Here is a 21,559-nt window from a genome sequence, read left to right as displayed (position 1 = left end):
GCGTTCCAGACAGCCTTTTCTAAAACTGCAAGATGTCAGTTGACCGCCCTGGCAATCAATATTGTTCGCCTCTGTGCCTGGCTGGACGGTGAGCGCCCCAAAGGGACGAGGCTTTCGCGCTTTGCCGAACTGCGAGCCGCCTGAATTCGCCAGCAGAATCCGTGCGCATTCGCACGGCAGGCAGCGGTGCTGCGCGAGGCCAGCGCGGAGTTCACGCGCCTGTGGGCGGGGCCGCAGGTGCAGGCGCACAGGTCGGCGCGGACGGTGATGCGGCACCCGGAGGCTGGGGAACTGGCGCTGAACGCGTCGTGGTTGCAGGTGATGGGGGCAGCGCACCTGAAGCTGCTGGTGTACACGGTGGAACGAGGGTCACCGACGGCCGCTCTGTCTGCGCCATTGGCTTCCGAACGTTGAGCGGGATCGCGTGGGCGGCCGCAGACCTCCCCCCGCGAACTGAGGCTGACCGTCTACCCTCGCGTATAACACAAGTGGGCGTCAGGGAGAGGGCGGAAGAGGCGTCGATTCGGGTCTGATTTCGAATGTCCCGCCACCAGGCGCAGAGGACATAGATTTCTCTGCACCAAGGCAAGCACCAGCACAGGGTTCTGAGTTTCCCCTCCCATGCCGACGGTGTACCCGGCGAGCGGTACGGTGTTCCCATGCCGTGTCCCACTCTGCAAAGGAACCCGCTGAAATGACCCCCATGACCTCAGAACAAGACTCCCCGGCCCCTCCCGTCCGGGTCGGTGTCATTGGCCTCGGCGCCATCGGCCAGAGCCTCTTGAAGGCCTTCGCAGCCCACCCCGAAGTGCAGGTCACGGCGGTCTGCGATGTGGACGCTTCCCGGACGGATACCACCGCCCGCCCCCTGGGGGCCTCCGCCTGGACGGACCACCGCCAGATGCTCGGCGCGGCCGACCTGGACCTGGTCTACGTGGCCGTGCCGCCGCAACACCACCACGCCATCGCCCTGGATGTGCTCTCGGCCGGTCGGCACATCCTGTGCGAAAAGCCTCTGGCGCTCACGCTGAGCGAAGCGCAGGACATGCAGCGCGCGGCACAGGGGGCTGGCGTGGTGCATGCGTTGAACCTGCCCCTCCACGGCGACCCTGGCATCGAAACGTTTCGCCGTCTCATCGAGGAGGGCCGCCTGGGAACCGTGCGCCGGGCGGAGGTGACGCTGGTGTTTCCGCAGTGGCCGCGGGGCTGGCAGCACAACCCCTGGATCGGCGGGCGAGCCCAGGGCGGCCCGATCCGTGAAGTCGGGCCGCACCTGCTGCACGTCCTCCTGACCACGCTCGGCCCGGTGACGCGGGTGTGGGCTCATGCCCAGTACCCTGCGGACGACCCCGCTGCCTGCGAAACAGCCGCGCTCGGCACACTGGAACTCGCGGATGGGTCTGTGGTCGTCGTGTCGTGCCTGACGAACGTGCCGCGTCCTGAAGAGGTGAGCCTGACGGTGTACGGGTCCGGGGGAACGGCCGGACTGGTGAACTGGGCGTCGCCCGTGGCGGCGTGGGGTCAGGGGCCGCTGGAGGCCGTGCCGATCGAGGGACCAGGGGGGCCTGCGGGGGAACGGCTGGTCCGGGCGCTCGTGAACCGCGTGCGCGGGGAACCCGGGGACCTGGCCGACTTCACCGTAGGCGTCCGCATCCAGGCGGTCTTGGAGGCCTGGGAGCGCTCGTCGGCCCTGGGCACCTGGGTGGACGTCGCGCAGGCCTGAGCAGCGCTGGCGTCTCCCGCAACCACGGGGCAGCAACCTTAAGTAGGCCCAAAATGAACGTCAGAGATAGCGACAAAGGCGTCGGAGTAGGATGCCGCTTTCGGATTTTCCGGTACCAGTCGCAGAGGGTCATACACCTCCATGCACCGGAGCAAGGACCAGCGTAAAGTGCTAAGTCCCCCCTCCCGTGACAACGGTGTGTGTAGCGCGCTGTACGGTGTCTCCATGTCGCGTCCCGAAGGTCCGGAGGCGGCGAAGCGGCGGTCGCGTCTGCGTGACATGGATGTAAGCGGAGTGCAGGACTTCCCGATCTATGCCCTGTTGGGTGCAGGGGCGTCACGTCGGCGTGTGCGCCGCAGGCCAGGGTCGCAGTACACCCCCGGTGGCGTGAAAGGGGAGACGACTCCCCAGTCCGCGCACTGGGCCAGCCCACATCTATGCGACGGTCAGGTCGCCGCCATCTTTGGTCTGGAGTTCCTGCATGACAGGGAGGGGAAAGAGATCGGGCGCCGTCACGGTGTGCCGAGCCGGGCCTTGGTCAGCAGCGTAGTACAGGAGCGCGGATCGGGCCCACCCGCTTCCCGGCCATGGCGTCCGGATCCGGCAGGCGAGCTGGCCGGCGTCGTGCGTGGATTGGGAGCAGGGGGCCATGAACGCCTCAGAGGGAGCCGGCGCCCGGTAAGGGCGCAGCGGGCGCCGGAGACGGCCCCCGCTGCCGCGTGACTGACTCCTTCAGTACTTCTTCAACGCCTCGGCAGCTCCCTCATGGCCCTGGTTCGCCGCTTCACGCCACCACCGCAGGGCTTCCTGCAAGTCCTTCTGGACGCCCAGCCCCTCCCGGTACATGTTGCCCAGGCGGAATTTCGCTTCGGCAGAGCACTCGCGCCGGCCGTAGAACAGGGTCGTCCAGGAGTCGGCGTCAAGCTCGGCGGCCCGCCGCCACCACTCCACCGCGCTCACGTAGTTCTTGGGCACGCCGTCTCCCGTGAAGTACGCCTCACCCAGCCGGCAGACCGCGTCCGGGAAGCCCTCCTCCGCCGAGGCCTGCCAGAGCTGCATGGCCTTCGCCCGGCTGACCGGTACGCCGTATCCCTCCCGGTACATCAGGCCCAGGTAGTACTGGGCCTCTGCGTTGTCCGCGGCCAGGTTGAAATAGCGCAGGGCCTCGGCGTAGTCGTGCGCCATCACCTCGTCCGTCAGGTAGATGAGCCCCAGCTGGACGGCGACGCTGGAGGAAGCGTTCCGCCCAGCGGCGGCGAACCACTTTCCGGCTTCCTCGACGTCCCTGGCCACCCCCTCGCCGGAGGCGTACATCCACCCGACACGCAGGGACGCCTGGGCATCACCGGTGGCCGCGGCCGCCTTGTAGAGACGCAGCGCCTGCGCCTGGTCGACCGGGACTCCCTCTCCCAGGGCGTACATCCCGGCCAGTCGGAAGAGGGCCGTGCCGGAATTCTCCTGGGTGGCGGCCGTATAGAGTCTGGCCGCCTCGAGCAAATTCCTGCGGACCCCTCGGCCGTGGTAGTACATCTCGGCGAGCGCCACCTGCGCGGCAGCGCTGCCCCGGCCCGCGGCCGCGGCGTACCAGCTCAGAGCGTCCGCGTAATGCCGCTCCTCTTGTCCGTCCTCGTCCGCAGCGAACGTCGCCTGCTCCGCGTAGACCTCACCGAGACGCAGCATCGCCACCACGTTGCCGGCCCTGGCGGCCCGCGTGTACCACAGCACGGCCTTCTCCGGCTCACCGAACTGGTAATGGTCCCCCAGCCACAACTGGTCGCGAACACTGCCCAGTTCGGCCTGCCGCTGGTGCGCGGCGACGGCCCGGTCTGTCCACATCCCGGCTTCCGCCACGTCCTTCCCGGGATAGTCCCGGCCAGCCATCCATTCCATGGCCGCCAGATTCCCGTTCTGGGCCAGCTGACGGTAGCTGTTGACGGCCCTCTGCAGCCAAGCGCTCGCCTCGGCGGGATGGACCAGGAAGCTGGGGCCCCGCTCGTAGAGGAACGCGACCTCCTCCTGGGCCCGGGCATCCCCCTTTCTGGCCTGTTCCAGGTAGGTGTTGAAGGCCCTGGTGTACCAGGAATAGGCCTCCGAGCCGGCAGAGGGCTCACCCGGACCGGACAGCTGCACGGCCAGGTTGTACTGCGCCTCGGGATCTCCCTTTCCGGCCAGGACCCGCAGCCACCGCAGGCGTTCGGCTTGGTCGGTGGACACGAGACCGAGACTCCGCTGTGCCGCGGCATCGCCCCGCGCGGCCAGCGAGCGGTAGAGCTGCAGGGCGGTGACCTCGTTGCCCAGCTCCAGCAGTTCGTCGGCCTGTGCCACCGTCTGTGCCACCGAATTGCCCGCAGCGACAGCGGCGAGGGTGACCAGGTGAACTCTTGCCCAGCGCATCATGCCGTCAGCGTAACAAGACGCCCCAGGAGGCGAAGTGTATGGAGGTGAAAGTTGGGAGCACCCGGTACCGAGACTTTGAGCAGTCGTACCGGGCTTGGCCCCGAGACTTGAGGCAGTTCGCCTGGGAAGGAACGTCCAGGACGCGTGGTCGAAAGCTTCTTGGTGGTCATCATTCTTTTAGTTCTTTCAAAAGATCTTTGATCAACAACAGGACCAGGCCGCGGAATCTGCGGCCGCTGGAGCCGACCGGATGTCCCACCATGGACGTATGGCCAGATCCGCCCGCCGCGGCCCTCCGATGGATGGTCACGGCGAGCGCAACCTGGCCCGGCCTTTCCTTTTCATGGCGAACAACCGCGTGCCGCGCGACATGGCCACGTGGACCAAGGAGTTCGTGGCCCCGGACGGCGTCGGGACGGCTCTGCGGGTGGAATGCACCGCGTGACGACGTCGTGCCTCATGGGCTGGACAACGACGTGCTGCTGAACTTGGTCAACGCCTATACCGCGGCCGGTATGCCCGGCGACGGCGTGGTGAGATTGACGGCCTATGCGCTGCTGCAGTACTCGAGCCTCACCGACGGGGATTTCATGACGTCTCCCTGGCCGAGAGCCTGTAGCGCTTTCAAGGCACGGCCTACAAGATCACCAACAGCTGGTCCGGCAACGAGCAGTTCCAGTGCCGCACCCTGCAGCCAGACAGGAAGAGGGCAGGCATGGATTGTCTGGTTGGAAGAAGGCCCCGCCTGGTGGGCGGGGCTGGGCTTGCCGTTCAGCCTGGGGGCCGCAGGCCGGAGGAACCGCCTCCGTGGGGACCCTGATCCAGGATTTGATCGCGTCTTGAAGCCGTGAGGGTTGAGCGCTGGAGAGTAAAGAGTCCTGACCCTTGATGCCTGAATCCTGACGCCTGACCTTTGAGTTCTGGAGCGGTGCCTCAGGGCACCGCCCCGTCCCGCGGAGATCAGTCAAGTCGATTCGACATGAGGGAAAAGCTTCGGCCACGTCCCCCCGTGGCCCGGGCGGTTCACTTTGCCTGCCGTTCGAGCGACAAGCCGCGAGGCTTAGTACACCACGTCGATCACCGTCAGCGCGTTGCTCACGCTCAGTGCCTGATCCACCTCGGCCAGAAAATCTTCCACGTCCCGCTCCAGGGTGTCGATCTCCCCCTGAGCACCCAGCGGATCGACCAGCTTCGGGGCATTGCGCGCCATGAAGGCCTGGTAGAGCGCGTCGTACTCCGCTCCACGGGCGTTCTCCTTCCCCAGCAGGGCCTGCGCCTGGGTGTCGAGTCGGGACCGGGCCCGTTCCTGTTCGCGTTCGACCTCGGCCTGGGCACGGCCGAGGTCGAGGCGCAGGCGGGTGATCAGGTGCCGCTCGTAGGAGACGCTGCTCTTGCGTTCGATGGCCTCCGCGACGACGTAGGTGCGGTCCGCGACCTGCACGGTGGTGCGGGCGTTGCTCTGCACGAGGGCGCCCTTGATGGCCGCGCGGCGGCGCAGCAGGTCGCGGGCGGCCTGGTAGTTCGCCTGGGCGCGGGCGGTGAATTCGGCGAGGCTGCGGGCCTCACGGGGCGGATCGCTGCCGACGACGAGGGTGACGAAGGTGGTGTCGTCGAGAAGCTTGGTGACCCGCTTGTCGAGCAGCTTGAGTTCGCTGAGGGCCTTGGTGATCGTCATGCGTTCCGTCGTCGCCATGGGGAACCTCCTGGGCGGCGGTGGGGCGGTGAGGTGGGCTCGGCGGTGCGGCGCGCTCAGGCGCGGGAAGAAAGAGCGTATCACCTACCCCCGGGGCCGCCATGCGCGATCTGGCCTACCTGGGCATGCTCCGCCGAACGACCCCTTCTGGATTTGCGGGTTTTGCGGATTCTGCTGTATCCTCGTGGGAAGGAGGCCCAGATGACAACCCACGAACCCCGAGCGTTGTTGACGATTCCGCAGGTGGCGCGGCTGCTGCACGTGAGCGAGGACACGGTGCGCCGTCAGATCCGCGAAGGCGATCTCGAAGCCGTCCGGATCGGGACGACGCCGACGGGACGTCCCCGGTACCGCGTGCCGGCCGTCGTCGTCGAGGCACGTCTGGGCCGCAGCACCCTGCAGCCTCCCTCGGCCGCGGAGCGGTTGCACGAGGCCTTCGCGGAGCTGACCGAAGACCAGCAGGCCCAGCTGCTGGCGCAGGCGGTCGCGTGGGCCAGGAGGGAGTCCAAGGACCTCTCCACCGAGGGCCGACGGCCCGAACCCACCCGTGAGGAGGTCGCCCGGCGCTTTCCCGGCCTGGCGGGGCGGCGAGCCGGCTGAATACCGCCTGCGCCGCGTCTGATCCCCGACATCCAGGTGTTGCTCAGTGGCCTGACCAGTCGGCACGGCCCGTCGCGGGACCTGCACCTGGCCGCCAGGCGGTTCGACGTCATTCTCGTCTTGACCGACGAGCATTTCGTGGAACTGCAGCGGGTGCTGACCTATCCGCAGGTGCTGGCCCTCGGGGGCGGCATCACCGCCGCCGAGGCCTTCGGGCTGGCGACGGACCTGTCCCGCATCTCGGAGGTCGTGAGCCCGCTGCAAACGCTATGACTGGCCGTCATGCCCCGACCCCAAAGACTGGTGCCTGCTGGACCTGCTGATGACGTCGGGCGCCGACGCCATCGTGTCCGAAGACGACCACCTGCTGCGGGTGAGGGCACGGCTGGGCATTCTGGTCTACGAGCCGAGAGACCTCGTGCGTCTCGGTATCGTCTGAGCTGCGTGGGCCCTGCACCGGAGGGACCGCGCCGCTGCAGTCGGCAGTAGGTTCAGGTTTTGCGCTGACGCGGCGGCTTGTAGGGCACAGGCCCATGGCATGGCCGGGACGGTCCTCCCGGAATGTGGCGGCCGTGGAACGCTGCTTGCGCAGTTGACCGTGCCGGGGGGCCTTCCTGCTCTCGCCCGGCAAGCAGGCTGCGGAGCTCGCCGTCCAGGCGGGCCCCGGAGCTCAACCACTGACTGGACGCCGTGCGTAGCAGGCTTTCAAGGGCCAGCTTGGTCGCCTGGGAGGTTACCTCGTCCTGTACAGGCGGATGACGAAGTGCTGCTGATCTGGTCAGAGTTAATCTCCGTTATCTATGGGGTATGACCCTGGCCATGGAGCTCTATCGTCAGACCCCCCTCGACCGGGCCCGGGGATGGGCGGACCTCAACCCCGAGGAGCGGCGGCGCCGGGCAGTGGAGGCGGCGAGAGACAAGGACTCCGAGGCTCTATGGTCCCTGACGGAGGCTTACGTAACTCTGCACGGGGCAAGCGGTACCTCAGTCAGCCCCCGGACGCTGAGGACTTACTGCTGGGCGGTCAGGCGCTTTTGTCGCCTACGCCACGGCCCAGGCGGTCAACCTGCTGCGCGCGACGGGTGGGGACGGTGTGCGCTTCGTCCGGACGGTGGAGGCGTAGGGGCTCAGTCCGGCTAGCAGCCGGGTGCAGCTCGCCGGGGTCCGGCTGCTCTACCGCGCCCTGCGCTGGGCCGTGGCGACCGCCGCGTCGCCCTTCGGCGATGTGCGCGCGGTCCGGGAAAAGACGGCCCCCTGGGACAAGCGCACGCCGTACAGCGAAGCGGAAGTGACGGCTCTCCTTGCCGGGGCCGACAGCCGCATGCGTGGTCTGCTGCTGCTCTGTGCCCATGGGGGACTTCGGATCAGCGAGGCGCTGACGCTGCAGTGGACCGATGTTCAACTGGCAGGGCAGGAACTGCGGGTCGTCCAGGGCAAGGGCGGCAAGCAGCGGCGGGTCGTGTTCGGGCAGACGCTGGGCAGGGCCCTCGGGGAACTGCCGGGGGAGCGCCGTGGGCACGTGGTTGGTGGAAGCTACCCAGCCGCCGTGGAGAGGCTGCGGCGGCTGTGCGGCCGCACCGAGGTGCCGTACCGGGGCTATCACGCCTTACGTCACTACGCCGGCACCCGTCTGCTTGCCGAAGGCGCGACCCTCGACGACGTGGCCCGGCACCTCGGCCACGCCACCATCGAGACGACGCGGATCTACGCGAAATGGTCGGATGCCGGATTGCGCCGCCGCGTGTCCGGCTGGTGACGTCGAGTGCCGGCGAAGTCAATGCCGGGTGCTGCCCTCGACGAAGAAGATCATGTCCATCAACTTGGCTTTAGGGTAGAGACGGGTGGTGGGTCGCCCCGAGCAGAAATCGAGCGTCGGAATATCGCGCTGGAAGACCTCGGAATGGGCTTCGTAGAACGCCCCGATCTGCTCCAGGGAACGGCGGTTGAAGGTCCAGACCCCGAAGCCGGCATTGAACCAGGTGTCGAAGGCGGGAACGTTCCCGAACACCCCCAGCATGATCTTGGTCGACAGGGTATCGCTGACTGGCCGGGTGCCACGTACCGCTTCCTTGATCCGGCGGTCCAGATCGAGCAGGCGCTCGAGGTTCTCGTCGTCATACCGGTCGATGTCGATCGCCCAGACTTCCGGGGGCGTCTCGGCGATCAGCCGGATCAGCGGGACATAGTGACGGACGCTCTTCTGGAGGAGCTCTGTGGAACCGCGCAGCATGCCCCAACTGGCGAGATAGAAGCCGAGATGCAGGCAGCTCAGTTCGAGACTGTCCTCTTCCAAGAGGGTCGCGAGTGCACCGCGTTCCCGCCGGCTCTGAAAGTGGTTGTAGCAGTAGTCGAACGACGCGTACCGGTCGGTCGCGAGCGGAGCTGTGCCCCCTACGCTCCCCTCCCGGAACAGCCGAAGGTTGGCCTCGATGCGCTCGTTCGACAGGTCTCTCATGACGACTCAGCGTAGGACCTACGGAGACGCCTTGCTGGGCTTGACGTGATGCGGGCTTCCCTTGGTCTGTGCAGGCAGGGCTGGGAGGACAGGCCTGTCGGTTACCGCGACCTGGCCCCCTTGTAAGAGGACTGACGGAGCGGCGCACACAGACTGTGACTAGCCCTGGGGCCGGAAGGGGAAGCACTTTTGTATCGGGACGATTTGACGCCCATCTCGGAGATTCGGGTTGACGACCGCACGCTCCGGGCCGGGAGCTGGGAAGCAGCAGCTCAAGACATTGTGGTCGGCCGCGTGATGACGTCGGCGCACCTGCACCGGCGTCGCGACATCGCCCGCCTCGGTCGGAGCATGTACTTGCTGACGCCGGTGGCCCTCTGGCTCGTCTTCGGTCTCGGGCTGAACGTCTTGATCGCAGTCCTCGGCGTCCTGGTGTTCGTCGTGTCGATGACCCGGCTGGCACTGAGTTCGGTGCGCCGGAGTGTCGAGACGCCGGTCCTCGTCCTCACGGTAGAAGGACGGACGAGGCTCGTCCACGCCCCTACTCCCCAGCCCCTGCACGCCCTGGCACGGCAATTGCGCGCCGTCGGGGAGGGCGCGCCGTCGACAGGAATTCCGACGTCCCCTCCTGCCTCCATCCGGAAGGACACGGCGGCGTCTCCGCCACCGGTCGCGGACGCCTATCGCCGGGAGGTGGTCACGCCCCGGAGGCTCGGCCGGCATGACGTACTCCCGGACCGGCCAGCTCCCGTCCCATCCGGAAGCCCTGCGCCCTCCACCGTTACCGGACGCCCGGACACCGTCCGCAGAGGGCCACCGGCAGCGGAGCGCCCGGCCGAGCGTCCCGCTGCCGTCCCGGCGACCTACCGTGTCGAAGCCGTCGTCGGCCGTGCACCGGCAGCGTCGCCCCCGTCCAGGGGCGGCACCGCCATGGGACGTCCGGCTCCGGAATCCGCCGCGGCCGTGGCCACGCCCCCCATATCCCCTCCTGCCCCGGCCTCTGTCCGCGAGGATGTGGGGGGCGGGAATCCCAGGGAGACGGTGCCCAGGCGGCCTGGCGCCGTTCCTTCCGATTTTCGCGTCGAACGGATCGGCGAGAGGCGAGAGCACCCCCATCCTCAGGCCGCTCCGCCCCGGCCTCCGGCGTCCGAGCCGTCGCCGGCCCCACCCGCACCCGAGACACCCCCACTGCCGATCACCTGCTACGCGTTGGTGATCGCCGGCCGCGTCTACGGCGAGGGACGGGACTTCAGAACCACTGCGAGACTGCGCCAGGTCGTTTCCGCCCTGGAGGCGACCTTGCAGCAGGAAGTGTCCGCCCGACCCGGAACGCGCAGCACCGGCAAGTTCAATCCCAACGAGTTGGCCCGGTGGCTCGGAGATCAGGGCTTCCAGGCACCGGGTCTCGTCGGCGACGTCGGCCTGCTCTTCCTCGACGAGTACGCGGAGCCCGGGACGCTGAGCCTGCGGCGTGCCGAGGTCGTGGGGAGCGTGTCGGACAGGCGGACCGCTCCACCTCCCACACCGGCAGGTCCGGTCGCCCCGCCCCGCTCCACCGCCGTTCCGCCGGAGCCGGTCCCCCCGTCGGCTCCGGCGCTGCCCTTCGATCTGCTGATCTTCGACTGCGACGACACGCTCGTCTACACGGCGCCGCTCGAAGCCCACCGGAAGGGGAACCGCCCGTGCCAGGGTCCGGAGTGGGAAGCGGCCCTGCGGCACACCTTCGTGGCGCCCGGTCTGCGCGAATGGCTCAGGACACTCCGCGACACTCCCGGAGCGCCCCGACTGGTGGTGTTCTCACAGGCGCGGCGTCCCTACCTGCAGGCGCTCCTCCGGCACCATTTCCCCGACGTCGCGTTCGACGCCGTCCTGGGGCACGAAGATGCCGTGCAGGCCCGTGGCGCTTTCAAGCCGGATCCCACGCTCGCGAACAGGCTCCTGCGGGAGTACGCGGTGCAGGCTGCCCGGACGGCCGTGATCGGCGACCACCGCAAGGACGTCCATCTGGCCCACGCCCTCGGTGCCACGGCAGTGCTCGCCGGTTTCTACGTGGAGCGCAAGATCGGAGACTGGTCCTACCGGAACGCCTTGGAAGATGTGCCGCACCTTGTCGTCCACGCGGCTGCCGAGTTGCCGCAGGCCCTGTTGCACCCCCGACGAGGTGATCTTCCGCTCGAAGCCCTGTACGAGGGAGTGGCCCCCGGCGACCTGACGCGGAGTTCCGCACGGTCGCGGTACCGCCCGTACGACCATGCGCGGAAGACCAGCTCCCGGCTGACGGTCACCTCCCTGGGGAGGTACTACAAGCAGGGGAGGGATTCCAAGCACCACGACCTGCCGGTCGCGCGCCACCACCGCCTCTCACAGGACGTTCTGGCCAAGGAGCGCGACCAGGCCGACCCGCCTTCCGAATGGGTGACGGGTGTCGCCTGGGCACTGCGGCAGCTGACGACCGCAGCGCCTCACGGCCGGTGGGTCGTGACGATCGTTCCGGCGAAAGCGGGACGGCCGAGGCGCATGGAAGCTCTCCTGCAGAAGGTCGAGGCGGACCTCGGGAACGCCGCTCCCCGACTGTCCTTCGCCCCGGAGGTCTTCTGCTTCACGGCCGCCGCCCGGTCGAACAAGGACCTGCCGACTGCGGAAGAGCGCGCCGAGAACCTCGCGGGCGGGCTGATCCTGCACCCCGGATACACCCCCCGGCCAGACCATGCGTACGTCATCTTGGACGACGTGTTCACCACCGGCGCCACCCTGATCCGTGCCCGCGACCTCCTGGTGACAGCGCATGTTCCGGAAAGGCTGATCCAGGGACTGACCGTCACCAAGACCGTCAGCGTGCGGAAGAGCCAGGTCCACGCGTGACCGCCACCGTCTCCCAGACGACACGCTCGCTGCTCACCCTCAACTTCGTCCGGGGGATCGGCCCCCGGGCCCTGGCACGGCTGTCGGCGGATCCCCGCTTTCCCCGGACCGCCCTGGAGGACATGGACCTCCTGCTGCCGAACGTGCGGGGCAAGCTGACCGAAGAGGCGCTGGACACGGCCCGAAGCCGCGCCGACGAGAACGTGGAGGCAGCGGCACGGGACCGGGCGCACATTCTCAGCACGCTCGACCCGGGCTATCCCCCCCTGCTGAGGGCCACACCCGATGCCCCCCCCCTGCTGTTCGTCAAGGGCGCCCTCCGTCCCGAGCGCTGTCTGGCCGTCATCGGGACGCGGGAACCCACACCCCACGGTGAGGAGATCGCCCGGCGCGCCACACGGCACTTTGCGGAACGGGGCTGGAGCATCGTCAGCGGCCTGGCGCTGGGCGTGGACGCGCTGGCCCACCGCAGCACGCTGGACGTCGGCGGGCACACGGTCGCCGTCCTGGCGCACGGCCTGCAGACCGTCGCCCCACGTCGGCACCAGGCGCTGGCCGAGCAGATTCTCGAAGAGGGGGGCGCACTCGTCACCGAGTACCCTTACGGGACAGCACCGATCCCCCCCTATTTCGCAGCCCGGGACCGCATCCAGGCCGGCCTCGCCCAGGGTGTCCTGATGGTGCAGTCCGGGCTCGACGGGGGCAGCCTGCACGCCAGCCGCGCCGCGGTCCGCTACCGGCGCTTGCTGGCCGTTCCTGTCCCCACGGCACAGGACCGGGCGGTTCCGGCGCCCGAGGTGCAGGCCAACCTGACCCTCCTGGGCACCGCCTCCGGGGCAGCCGCGCTGCTGCAGTGCGCGACGGCGGACCTGGAGCTGCTGGTGCCGCTGCCTTCCCGCGAGGCTTACGCGGTCTTGGAGGCCCGCTTGCAGGGCGTGACGCCCGAGCCGCCGTCCGAAGGCCTGTTCTAGGCCGGTGCGACCGCGAGGGGGCGTCCCGGACGTTCCGCCGGAGTGCGGAGGGGACATGGGGGCCGTCCGATCGACCTACCCGTCAGGACCCACAGTTGCGCCCTGCAGCACAGGCAGAGACCGCTAGACTGCCCCCACTCGGAATTTCTTCAAGAAACCCTCACATTCCAATCTGCTGGCCCTGGGGCCGGTGAGGTCCAAAGGACAGCCATGGGAAGACTGCGTCACCACTACCTCAGCGACATCTCGACCTTCCGCAGCCTGTTCAACGCCGATACGCCGCTGTTCCTGATCCTCAAGGAGCTCGTCCAGAACGCCGACGACAGCGGCGCGGGAGAGATGTACGTCGGCTACAGTGCCGGCCTGCCGGACGCGGAGCACCCGCTCCTGCGCGGTCCCGGCCTGTTCGTGAGCAACGACGGGCCGTTCACCCGCGACGACGCGGAGGCCATCGTGCGGTTCGGCCTGAGCACCAAGGGATCGGACTCGTCGACGGTCGGTAAGTTCGGTCTGGGGCTGAAGAGCGTTTTCGCGGTGGCTGAGGCCTTCTTCTACATCGACGGGGCGCGGGAGCCCGATCTGGTCTGGGATCCCCCGCACTACGACGTCATCAACCCCTGGCACGACCCCATCCCCGAGACGGCCCACCACGCGGACTGGGACACGTTCACGCGGGCAGACCGCGCGGCCGTCCTGGCCCGGCTCGCGGCCCTTGGCGTCCCCCCTGGTTTCACCGTCTGGGTGCCGCTCCGGCGGGCCGAGACCTGCCGCTCGCAGCGCACCGGGGAGCCGCTGTACATCGTCAACCGCGCGCCCGGCGACCACCCGTTCGAGATCGGCGTACCGCTGCAGCGTGAACTCGGGGCCCTCTTCCCGCTGCTCAAGGGCCTGAGCCGCATCACCGTCGTGCAGCCCGACGGCTCGCGTGTGCTCGAACGTCATGGAACGTACCGGACGGCCGACCTCAAGGCCATGCCGCCCGGTCGCCGGCCGCTGGTCGGCCGCGTCCTGACGGTGCCTGGGGGCGAGACGGCGACCTACCAGGGCGTCGAGGTGATGCTGGACCCCGGCGACGTCGAGCCGCTCCGGACGTCGGACTACTGGCCCCGCACGAACGTCATCACCCTGACCGAGTCCCGGCAGGAGCCCGATCCGTCGATCGGACACGGAGCGGCGGTGTGGCACCGCGCACCGGCTTCCGAAAAGGAAGGCCGCCTGACGATCCAGTGGGGCGTCTTCCTGCCACTGCAGAACCCGGAAGTCCGGCCGCTGGCGTCTTCCGCGTTCGACTACACGTTGACCCTGCACGGCTACTTCTTCCTCAAGTCCGACCGCAAGACGCTCTATGCCTGGGAGCCGAGCGACGTGCAGACCCTGGCGATCCGGGACGAGGAGACCCTCCGGCGCAAATGGAACGCCTTGGTCGCGAGCCGAGCGACCCTGCCCCAGGTGCTGGCCGGTCTGGCCACCCTGGAAGCGCAGGTGGACGATGCCGAACTCGGGGCGCTGACCCGCGAACTGCACGGTTCGGCGCTGTACGGGGCGAGAAGGGCCGAGCTGTGTGCCCAGGCCCAGTGGGTACGCCGCGTCTCGCCGGAGGGCGAGCGCTGGGCCCTGATCGACGCCGATCAGCCGGTGCTGCCGGTTCCGGTGGCGCCTGACCTGACGACCGTGTTCCCCGCCCTCGAGCAGATCTCGCGCGAGCACGTCGTGGTGCGGGCCGGGGCTCCGTCGCTGACGAATCCGCGGCAGGAGGTGGAGCACTGGCCCGCGGCGCTGCTCGGGGCCATGCTTGCGAGTGTGTCGGCGGCGGACGTGGCGACCGACGCCGGACGTTCCCGGACATTCCTGGACGTCTGGCGCAGGGTCGGCCGGCACGCATCCGCCGACGCCCTGGTCGCCTTCGTGCGGCGCGCCTTGCAGCAGGGTGACCTGGCTGCGCTCCGCCGGCAGCCGGAACTGCTCCGGGGACTGCTGGACCGCATCCCGGCCGACCGCGTCCTGGCGCTGCCCGCGGGTCTGGGTAGGGCCTTGGAGCGCCAGGTGGTGGACGCCGCAACCGAGATCCTCGTCGTGCCCGCCGACTTCCTGTCCAGGACGTTCCCTGGACAGGTATCGTTGAACGACGCCCTGGTCCTCGCCGGTTGCCTCGACGGGTCGAAAGGGACCGCGGAGTTGATCCGGCTGCTGCTCGACCGGGTCACCGATGCCGACGCCCTGCGGCAGTTCCTCGACGACCGCCCCGTCCTGACCGTCACGGCGCTCGGTGCCCCGCAGACCACGCAGATGACCCCCAGGCAGGTCCGGGATCTCGCGTCGCAGGGGCGGGCCTTCCGGCACGTCGGCGAGCCGGAGCTGCTGACCCTGCTCCAGAAGGCGCTGGCGGGGGCCGACCTCCTGCTGGTGAAGCCCGAGGTGCTCGGGGCCCTGAGTATGCTCCTGCCCGAACCGACCGGGGACAGCGTCGCTTCCACCGTACTCGCGGCGCAGCAGTTGGGCCCCGTGGAAGCGCGCCGCGCCCTGCTCGAGGAACTGCTGCGCAGCCATCACCAGCACTTGCGACGCCCGGACTTCACCCAGGCGCTGCGGTATCTGTTCCATGGCCGTCCGGAGCGGCGGGGCGCGACCGAACGGCTCCTCGTGTGCGAGAGTCGCGAGGCCGCGACGGACGCGCTGTGGAAGGCGACCCTGAAGCTGGCCGGCCACCTGCCCGACGGTTGGTGTGTGGTCGACGAGCCGGTCGCCTTTCTCAGCCCGGCCCAGAAAGAAGCCTTGAAGGTCGTCGTGCTCGCGGCCGGGAGCTTTCAGGATCTCGTCCGGTCCCGTCCGGAACTGGTCAAGGGAGAGATCCTGGGCAAGGACCTCGCGTCTCAGCTGGTCGTTCGGTTGCCCGACCTCGACCTGCTGCGGCGTTTGCCGATCCATCGCTCGGCCAAGGGGGAATGGGTCACGGTCGGGCCCCAGACCTACCTCAAGGGGAAATTCGAGCTCGACGACTTCGTCCGCGACAGGGTGACCCTGCTGGCCGAGCCCGAGGGGGAGGTCTTCCGAAAGCGTATGGAAGATCTCGTGCCGATCTTCGGACCCAGCCACGCCTGGGACATCGTGCAAGGTCAGGGGTCGGACGCCCACCGGCACTGGGAGACCGGCCTGCGGGCACTGGAAAGTTGGACCGGTTTCATGACGGGGAACGTGAGGACCACCCGTTGGGTGCCTCTCAAAGGAGGTGGGGCCTGTAGCCCGAACGACCTGCTCACCTGGAAAGACTGGGACGAACAACTGGCCCGTCTACGCGAAGCGTCTGTCCTCGAAGCCTACTGCTGGGAGGATCTGGACCCCGTCTTCGCCGGGCACGAACTGGCCGACGTCCTGCGCTCCGTGACGCCGAGGGCCGAGCCGACGCTCAAGAAGGCAGCGGAGCTCTTGGGGCGCGCCCCGGACTATCACGTCGGACGCTTGGAGACGCCGGTGGGCGTCTGGCTGGACGTGTTCGCCGCACACGGTCTTCAGGACTTTCCCCTGGCCGAGCTTCTCAGGACGCTGCCGGAAGACGGTATCCAGGAACCGGAACAGGCGCTGGACCAGCTGTACCGAGCAGCGAAGGTCCAATTGCCCGCCGATCGCCTGGTCGAGGCACTTCGTGTCGTCCACGCCGCGTCCGTCTCCGGAGGCCGAGCCGATCAGCGGACGAAGGTTGCCGAACTCTATACCGAGTATCTCGCCGAGCTGCGCGGTACGGGGGAACGCGACGCGTACCTCCCGCAGCTGCGGCTGCTCAACCGCCTCCAGGAGTGGTGCAGCCCCGACACGCTCTGCCTCGTCGGCGACGACTTCGTGCCGACCGCCGTGCTCGCCGAGGCCCACCGTGACGCGCTCTATACGCCGGACGAGGTAGAAGAGCGTGTATTCCACGAGGAGGCCGGGTCGGCCGAATCCGGAGGAGACGCCGCGGGAGAGGACACGGCGCAGCTGCTCCGGGACTTCGTCGCGGAGTGGGAGCCGTACGTCCCCGAGCGCGAGTACCTGGGTGGATTCCTGGCCCTGCTCGACGGCAACGTGGCCCTGCACCGTCAGGCGCAGCTCTACCTGCCGACCAGCGTCGAGAACGTCCGCATCCAGGCGCTGTCTGGACTGGAACCGGATCAGCTGGCCAACCGCCGGGCCACGTCATTGGTGGAGCTGCTCGAGGACGTCCGGATCGAGATCGAGGAGGTGGTAGGCGAGGTCTGCCGGGTGCCGAACCTGCTCGGTCAGGACATGGAGGTCGCCTTCAAGGACGACAGCGAGCTCGAATCGGTCCTGGTGTTCACCGGCCAGCAGCGCCCGAGCTGGAGCAACCGCGACTACGTCTACCGGTATCCGTTCAGCCTCAAGCGGGTGGATCTCACCCGGGCGGACCTGAACCTGCCTGACCTGTTGCTGCGCTCCGTGAAGGTCGCCTTGAAGCGCATCAACAAGGACGTGCTGCCTCCGGAGCTGGACCGGACCTGGCAGGGACTCGCCAGCAGCACGCAGGTCCAGATCGGGGCGACGCAGCTCACCGTGCTGCGCCGGGCGATCGGCATGTGGGGCCGGCAGCTCGGGCTGGAAAAGGACAGCCCAGTCCGGCGGCTCCTCGACCGGCTCGGCTCCCTGGAGGGTCGTGAGGACGAGGCGACGGAACAGGGCATCGAGGCCAAGCTCGGCGACGTCAGGGAGGAGCTGCAGCACCTCCGCCGAGAACTCCGGACCCTGATCGAACAGGACATCGCGTCTCAGGACGTCCTGCTGGACGGAGTCCGGCGCAAGGTGGACGAGCAGCAGTACGAGCCCTCGTCGGTCCTGTTCGAGCTGTTCCAGAATGCCGACGACGCCCTCAGCGAGTGGCGCGGGATGGGTGCACCGGTCGGGCCGGCCCGGCAGACGGTGGTGGTCCAGGTCGTGGACGACGTGTTGCGCTTCGCCCACTGGGGGCGGGCCATCAACTGCTACACCTACGGAAGCTTCAACGGCCGCGACGACGCGCGGCAGTACGACCAGGACCTCGTCAAGATGCTGACGCTGCTGGCGTCCGACAAGACTGCGGAAGGAGCGGTCACCGGCCACTTCGGCCTCGGGTTCAAGAGCGTCTTCCTGGTGTCCGACGAGCCGAGCGTGACGAGCGGGCGCCTGAGCTTCGACATCCTGGGCGGGGTCTACCCGGCAGTGCCGCCGCAGGGGCGGGTCGACGACCTGCGGCAGGCGCTGGCCGAGCTGAGTCCCGCCGAGGCGACCGACGGCACCCTGATCGATCTGCCGCTGCGCGAGGGCCTCGGCAAGGACGCCGTCCTCAAGCGCTTCGTCACCCTGGCCCCGGTGATGCTGGCGTTCGCCCGCGAGGTCCGGCACCTGAGGGTCGAGGTCGACGGGGAGACCGTTCTCGACGCCGTCTGGGATCCGGCCGTACTCCGGCCGGGTGTGGCGTGTGGCCGGATGACCCTGCAGGGCGAGACGTTCGCCGCCCTGGCGCTGGGTGGCGGCGAGGTCCAGATGCTGCTGCAGGTGGACCGGCAGGGCGTCGCTTCCTTCGGTGCCGGCCTCCCCAGCATCTGGGTCACGGTGCCGACCAAGGAGACGGTGGGCACCGGCTTCCTGGTCAACGGCATGTTTCCGCTGGATCCCGGACGCGCCCAGCTCGCCCGCAACGACGCGCTTCAGGACACCTTGGCGGCACAGTGGGCTCCCGAGCTCGCGGCGGCGCTGGAGCAGCTGCAGCTCCTGGGGGAGGACTGGGAGACGCTGCAGACGGCCCTGGCCCTGGCACCGGACGTAACCCCCTACGGCTTCTGGAAGGGCGTCTGGGAGAGGTTGGCGGTCAGCCTGCAGGGCGGCACCCAGGAGACGTCGGCACCGCACCGGTTGCTGACGTCCCTGCTGTGGACCTCCGGGGGTTCCCTCCGGAAGGTCTACATGGAGCGTCCCCTGCTGCCGACCGGTCTGCAGGGCGCGTACAAAGGTCTGACCGCGGTGCGGCAGACGCTCCGGCCCCTCGACCGGCACCTGGGAGCACCGGCCGTCTTCGGCGCGGTGGCCTCGTGGCCGGAGTTCCAGCGCGCCTATTCCCCCGGGACCCTGATCGCCGCGGAGGTCCGGACGACGCTCGATCGCCTCGGGTTCCCGCCCGGCGCAGCGCGCGTGACCCTGATCGACGCGCTCCGCACCCTGCTGCCCGACGGGCGGATCACCCCGGGAGTGGCCGGGCGGGTGGGCAGCGTACTTCAGGGGGACGTCCTGTATGAGTTGCGGGACGCGGATGCCGGGCGCGAATGGCTCGCCGGCCTCACGTTCCTGAGCGCGGACGGCGAGTACCGCGAGGGCCGTGCCCTGCTGACCCGGCAGGCGGACCCGGGCTCGGACGAGGCGATGCGGGCCCGCATCGCACCGCCCCATGCCCTGCTGGACGACGGGTATGACGACGTGGGGCTGTCACTGTTCCGCCGACTGCGCGGTCAGCCCCGTGAGCGGTCCGACGAGACGCTGGCCTGGGTGCTGCAGGCCCCGGAGGAGCGCCAGGGATCGGCCCTGGAGTACCTGATGACCCTGCCCCTGCGCGACCCGGTCCGCGAGAGCGTCGAGGAAGGGCGCGGGGGGACCTGGCTGGATACCCTGGCACTGGCGAACAACCCGGTTCTGGACGCCCTGGATTCCCGCGAACGTCAGTATCTCGACGCGGTGCTGGGAACCCCGCCGGAAGCGCCGGAACCGGGGGGGCATACCATCGACGACCTGCTGCGCGACTTCGGCGACGATGCTGTGGAGACGGTGGACACCGCCGGGGCCCCGGAGCGCCTCTACGCCTGGTGGGAGGCCAACCGCGAGCGGTACGTCGCCCGGTACGACGAGGCGGTATATCCCGGCGGACATCCGTTCGTCACCGAGCCGGACTTCGACGAGGACGATCAGGACCTGCGGCGGCGCTGGACCGCCCTGCTGGTGCTGGGCACCCTGCAGTCCATGGGCCGGGCCCGGCCGCAGCAGCATGCCGCCTTTCTCGCCATGTGCGAGCGGCAGGGCTGGCTGGACGTCTTCAGCAGTCCCCACGCCAGCGACGGCATGTGGATGGGCGTGGTCCACAGCTTCCTGGAGGGCGGCGTCGACCGGTTCCGCTACTACCACTGGATGCGGCAGTTCGTGGCGATACACCAGGTCTCCCGCTGGCTGCGGGAGTACGCCCTCGCGCTGCTGGAAGCCGACAAGTTCCCGCAGGTCACCTACGACGAACTGCTCGCGCCGCGGACGAATCCGCAGCTACAGGGCACGGACCTCGACGCGCCGCCGCTGCAGGAGGCCCTCGGGATCGGCGGCGTCTTCGTGGTCCGCGAGCTGCTGCGTCAGGGTGTGCTGGGCAATCCGGCGCTCGCCCCGCTGGCCTACGTTCCCGGCCGACGGGTCCGGGCCTTGGTCGAGGCCCTGAGCGGCACGCGCCTCCCCGAGGGGCACGGGGACGCCTCGCGGCGCATCCATGGCTACCTCGCAGCGCAACTCGGACCCGAGAGGGCCACGTTCCTCGGCGACTACGACCTGCCCCTGCTGGTGCTGGCCGGAGCTGGGGACGACGACCAGGAAGCCGTAGGGTTGCAGCGCGAACTGCTGGGGGGCACCCTGCGGGTCGACCTGTCGCGGATCGAGGTGGAGAGCAGCGACTCGGGCTGGGTCACGCTGCCCGACGGCCGCCGGGTCTTCCTCGGATGACCCCGGTGCAGCGCGGCGAGCATGTCGTGCACCCCGCGCATGGGATGGGGCGGGCCGAACTGGACCTCGGGGAGACGGTCATCGTCCGGTTCGGCCACGGGATCGAGGAGGTGCTCGCCTCGGAGCTCAGGAGGCGGCTCACACCCCTGCAGGCCGCCGGTCGCGGGGAGGTGCATCCCCCCCTGGAAGCCGTGCTGCGGCTCCAGGCGGAACTCGTCACCTCCATCAACGACACCTGGGGCGTGTTCGCCCGGTCGCGCATCGCCCTGCTGCCGCACCAACTGTGGGTCTGCCGTCAGGTGCTGCGCGAGTGGCCGCCGCGCTGGCTGGTTGCGGACGACGTCGGCCTCGGCAAGACCGTGGAGGCCGGACTGATCCTCTGGCCGCTCCTGAGTCGCCGGCAGGTGCGGCGCTTCCTGATCGTCTGCCCGGCCGGACTCGTGGAGCAGTGGCAGGAGCGGCTGCGGCGGATGTTCGACATCCGGGTGAGCCGCTACCACCCGGACCTGGACCACGACCGGGCCGACTACTGGAACACCCACCATCAGGTCGTCGCCTCGCTGCAGACCCTGCGCGAGGACCACGCCGGCCGCCACGGGCGGCTGCTGGCGGCCGAGTCCTGGGACCTGGTGGTCGTGGACGAGGCCCACCACCTCAACGTGGACGACCAGGCCGGGGCCACGCTCGGCTACCGTCTGGTGGACCGACTCGTGCAGGCGGGCCGGGTCGAGGGCCTGGTGCTGTTCACCGCGACGCCGCACCGGGGCAAGGACCGCGGGTTCCTGTCGCTGCTCGAACTGCTGCGCCCCGACCTGTTCGACGCGCGGCGGCCGCTGGCCGAGCAACTGCCGGACTTGCCCCGGGCGGTGATCCGCAACAACAAGCAGAACGTCACCGACCTGCAGGGGCGCCGGCTCTTCCACGCGCCGCGGGTGCAGGCGGAGACCTACCGCTACTCGCCGGACGAAGCGGCCTTCTACCGCATGCTCACCGAGTTCGTCGCGAGCGGCCAGGCCTACGCGTCGACCCTCACGGACGCGCAAGGCAGCCAGGCGGTCACGCTGGTCCTGATCGCCCTCCAGAAGCTGGCGTCGAGCTCGGTGGCGGCGGTGCGCCGTGCGCTGCACGGCCGGCTGGCGCGCCTGCGC

At 69.1% G+C, this 21,559-nt stretch carries 13 protein-coding genes; 10 read left to right on the top strand and 3 right to left on the bottom strand.

Features of this window, described 5'->3' with window-relative positions:
* The first annotated feature begins 144 nt into the window (after positions 1 to 144).
* Together QOL99_RS05620 and QOL99_RS05615 are read left to right on the top strand one after the other, a co-directional pair.
* Entirely contained in the window at positions 145 to 414 is a 270-nt protein-coding gene (locus QOL99_RS05620) for an MmyB family transcriptional regulator (protein ID WP_285522152.1), read from the top strand.
* Positions 415 to 703: 289 nt separating this feature from the next.
* Positions 704 to 1,723 carry a Gfo/Idh/MocA family protein gene (locus QOL99_RS05615; protein ID WP_285522151.1) on the top strand — a complete coding sequence of 340 codons (1,020 nt, stop codon included), beginning with the start codon at positions 704 to 706 and terminating at the stop codon, positions 1,721 to 1,723.
* Between the two features lie 732 nt (positions 1,724 to 2,455).
* Here the strand turns inward: QOL99_RS05615 and QOL99_RS05610 are convergent.
* Positions 2,456 to 4,120: a tetratricopeptide repeat protein gene (locus QOL99_RS05610; RefSeq protein ID WP_285522150.1), complete on the bottom strand. Its 1,665-nt coding sequence runs from the start codon at positions 4,118 to 4,120 to the stop codon at positions 2,456 to 2,458.
* Between the two features lie 268 nt (positions 4,121 to 4,388).
* Here QOL99_RS05610 and QOL99_RS05605 point away from each other — a divergent pair, with 268 nt between their 5' ends.
* Positions 4,389 to 4,565, top strand: a complete 177-nt coding sequence (locus tag QOL99_RS05605; protein ID WP_285522149.1) for a hypothetical protein — start codon at positions 4,389 to 4,391, stop codon at positions 4,563 to 4,565.
* Positions 4,566 to 5,180: 615 nt separating this feature from the next.
* Here QOL99_RS05605 and QOL99_RS05600 read toward each other — a convergent pair.
* Positions 5,181 to 5,813, bottom strand: a complete 633-nt coding sequence (locus QOL99_RS05600) for a hypothetical protein (protein ID WP_285522148.1) — start codon at positions 5,811 to 5,813, stop codon at positions 5,181 to 5,183.
* Positions 5,814 to 6,014: 201 nt separating this feature from the next.
* Here QOL99_RS05600 and QOL99_RS05595 point away from each other — a divergent pair, with 201 nt between their 5' ends.
* The 3 genes from QOL99_RS05595 to QOL99_RS05585 all read left to right on the top strand — a co-directional run bounded on the left by QOL99_RS05595 (position 6,015) and on the right by QOL99_RS05585 (position 8,169).
* Positions 6,015 to 6,413, top strand: coding sequence for a helix-turn-helix domain-containing protein (locus QOL99_RS05595; protein ID WP_285522147.1), 399 nt, complete (start codon positions 6,015 to 6,017; stop codon positions 6,411 to 6,413).
* 120 nt (positions 6,414 to 6,533) lie between these two features.
* Positions 6,534 to 6,686 (top strand): hypothetical protein, encoded by a 153-nt coding sequence (locus QOL99_RS05590; protein WP_285522145.1) that lies wholly within the window; start codon positions 6,534 to 6,536, stop codon positions 6,684 to 6,686.
* A gap of 874 nt (positions 6,687 to 7,560) precedes the next feature.
* Positions 7,561 to 8,169 carry a tyrosine-type recombinase/integrase gene (locus QOL99_RS05585; protein ID WP_285522143.1) on the top strand — a complete coding sequence of 203 codons (609 nt, stop codon included), beginning with the start codon at positions 7,561 to 7,563 and terminating at the stop codon, positions 8,167 to 8,169.
* Between the two features lie 18 nt (positions 8,170 to 8,187).
* Here QOL99_RS05585 and QOL99_RS05580 read toward each other — a convergent pair whose 3' ends face one another.
* On the bottom strand, positions 8,188 to 8,868 hold the full coding sequence (locus tag QOL99_RS05580; RefSeq protein ID WP_285522141.1) for a hypothetical protein: 681 nt from the start codon (positions 8,866 to 8,868) through the stop codon (positions 8,188 to 8,190).
* Positions 8,869 to 10,167: 1,299 nt separating this feature from the next.
* Between QOL99_RS05580 and QOL99_RS05575 the strand changes: the two genes are divergently transcribed.
* The 4 genes from QOL99_RS05575 to QOL99_RS05560 all read left to right on the top strand — a co-directional run.
* On the top strand, positions 10,168 to 11,730 hold the full coding sequence (locus QOL99_RS05575; protein ID WP_285522139.1) for an HAD family hydrolase: 1,563 nt from the start codon (positions 10,168 to 10,170) through the stop codon (positions 11,728 to 11,730).
* Positions 11,727 to 12,701 (top strand): DNA-processing protein DprA, encoded by a 975-nt coding sequence (locus QOL99_RS05570; RefSeq protein ID WP_285522137.1) that lies wholly within the window; start codon positions 11,727 to 11,729, stop codon positions 12,699 to 12,701. Before QOL99_RS05575 ends, QOL99_RS05570 begins: the two co-directional genes overlap by 4 nt.
* Before the next feature lie 210 nt (positions 12,702 to 12,911).
* Positions 12,912 to 20,411, top strand: coding sequence for a sacsin N-terminal ATP-binding-like domain-containing protein (locus QOL99_RS05565; RefSeq protein WP_285522136.1), 7,500 nt, complete (start codon positions 12,912 to 12,914; stop codon positions 20,409 to 20,411).
* A partial coding sequence (locus QOL99_RS05560) for a DEAD/DEAH box helicase (protein WP_285522134.1) occupies positions 20,408 to 21,559 on the top strand: 1,152 nt, incomplete at its 3' end. The genes QOL99_RS05565 and QOL99_RS05560, both read left to right, overlap by 4 nt.

This window comes from Deinococcus rhizophilus (genome assembly GCF_030271215.1).
GTDB classification, from domain to species: Bacteria; Deinococcota; Deinococci; order Deinococcales; family Deinococcaceae; genus Deinococcus; species Deinococcus rhizophilus.
Note: the sequence above shows the minus strand (reverse complement) of the source record. Positions and strands in the feature narration are given on the sequence as shown.

Excerpts from the sequence above, each read along its gene's own strand:
- QOL99_RS05615 (WP_285522151.1), top strand. The coding sequence starts at position 704 with ATGACCTCAGAACAAGACTCCCCGGCCCCTCCCGTCCGGGTCGGTGTC.
- QOL99_RS05610 (WP_285522150.1), bottom strand. The coding sequence starts at position 4,120 with ATGATGCGCTGGGCAAGAGTTCACCTGGTCACCCTCGCCGCTGTCGCT.
- QOL99_RS05605 (WP_285522149.1), top strand. The coding sequence starts at position 4,389 with ATGGCCAGATCCGCCCGCCGCGGCCCTCCGATGGATGGTCACGGCGAG.
- QOL99_RS05600 (WP_285522148.1), bottom strand. The coding sequence starts at position 5,813 with ATGGCGACGACGGAACGCATGACGATCACCAAGGCCCTCAGCGAACTC.
- QOL99_RS05595 (WP_285522147.1), top strand. The coding sequence starts at position 6,015 with ATGACAACCCACGAACCCCGAGCGTTGTTGACGATTCCGCAGGTGGCG.
- QOL99_RS05580 (WP_285522141.1), bottom strand. The coding sequence starts at position 8,868 with ATGAGAGACCTGTCGAACGAGCGCATCGAGGCCAACCTTCGGCTGTTC.
- QOL99_RS05565 (WP_285522136.1), top strand. The coding sequence starts at position 12,912 with ATGGGAAGACTGCGTCACCACTACCTCAGCGACATCTCGACCTTCCGC.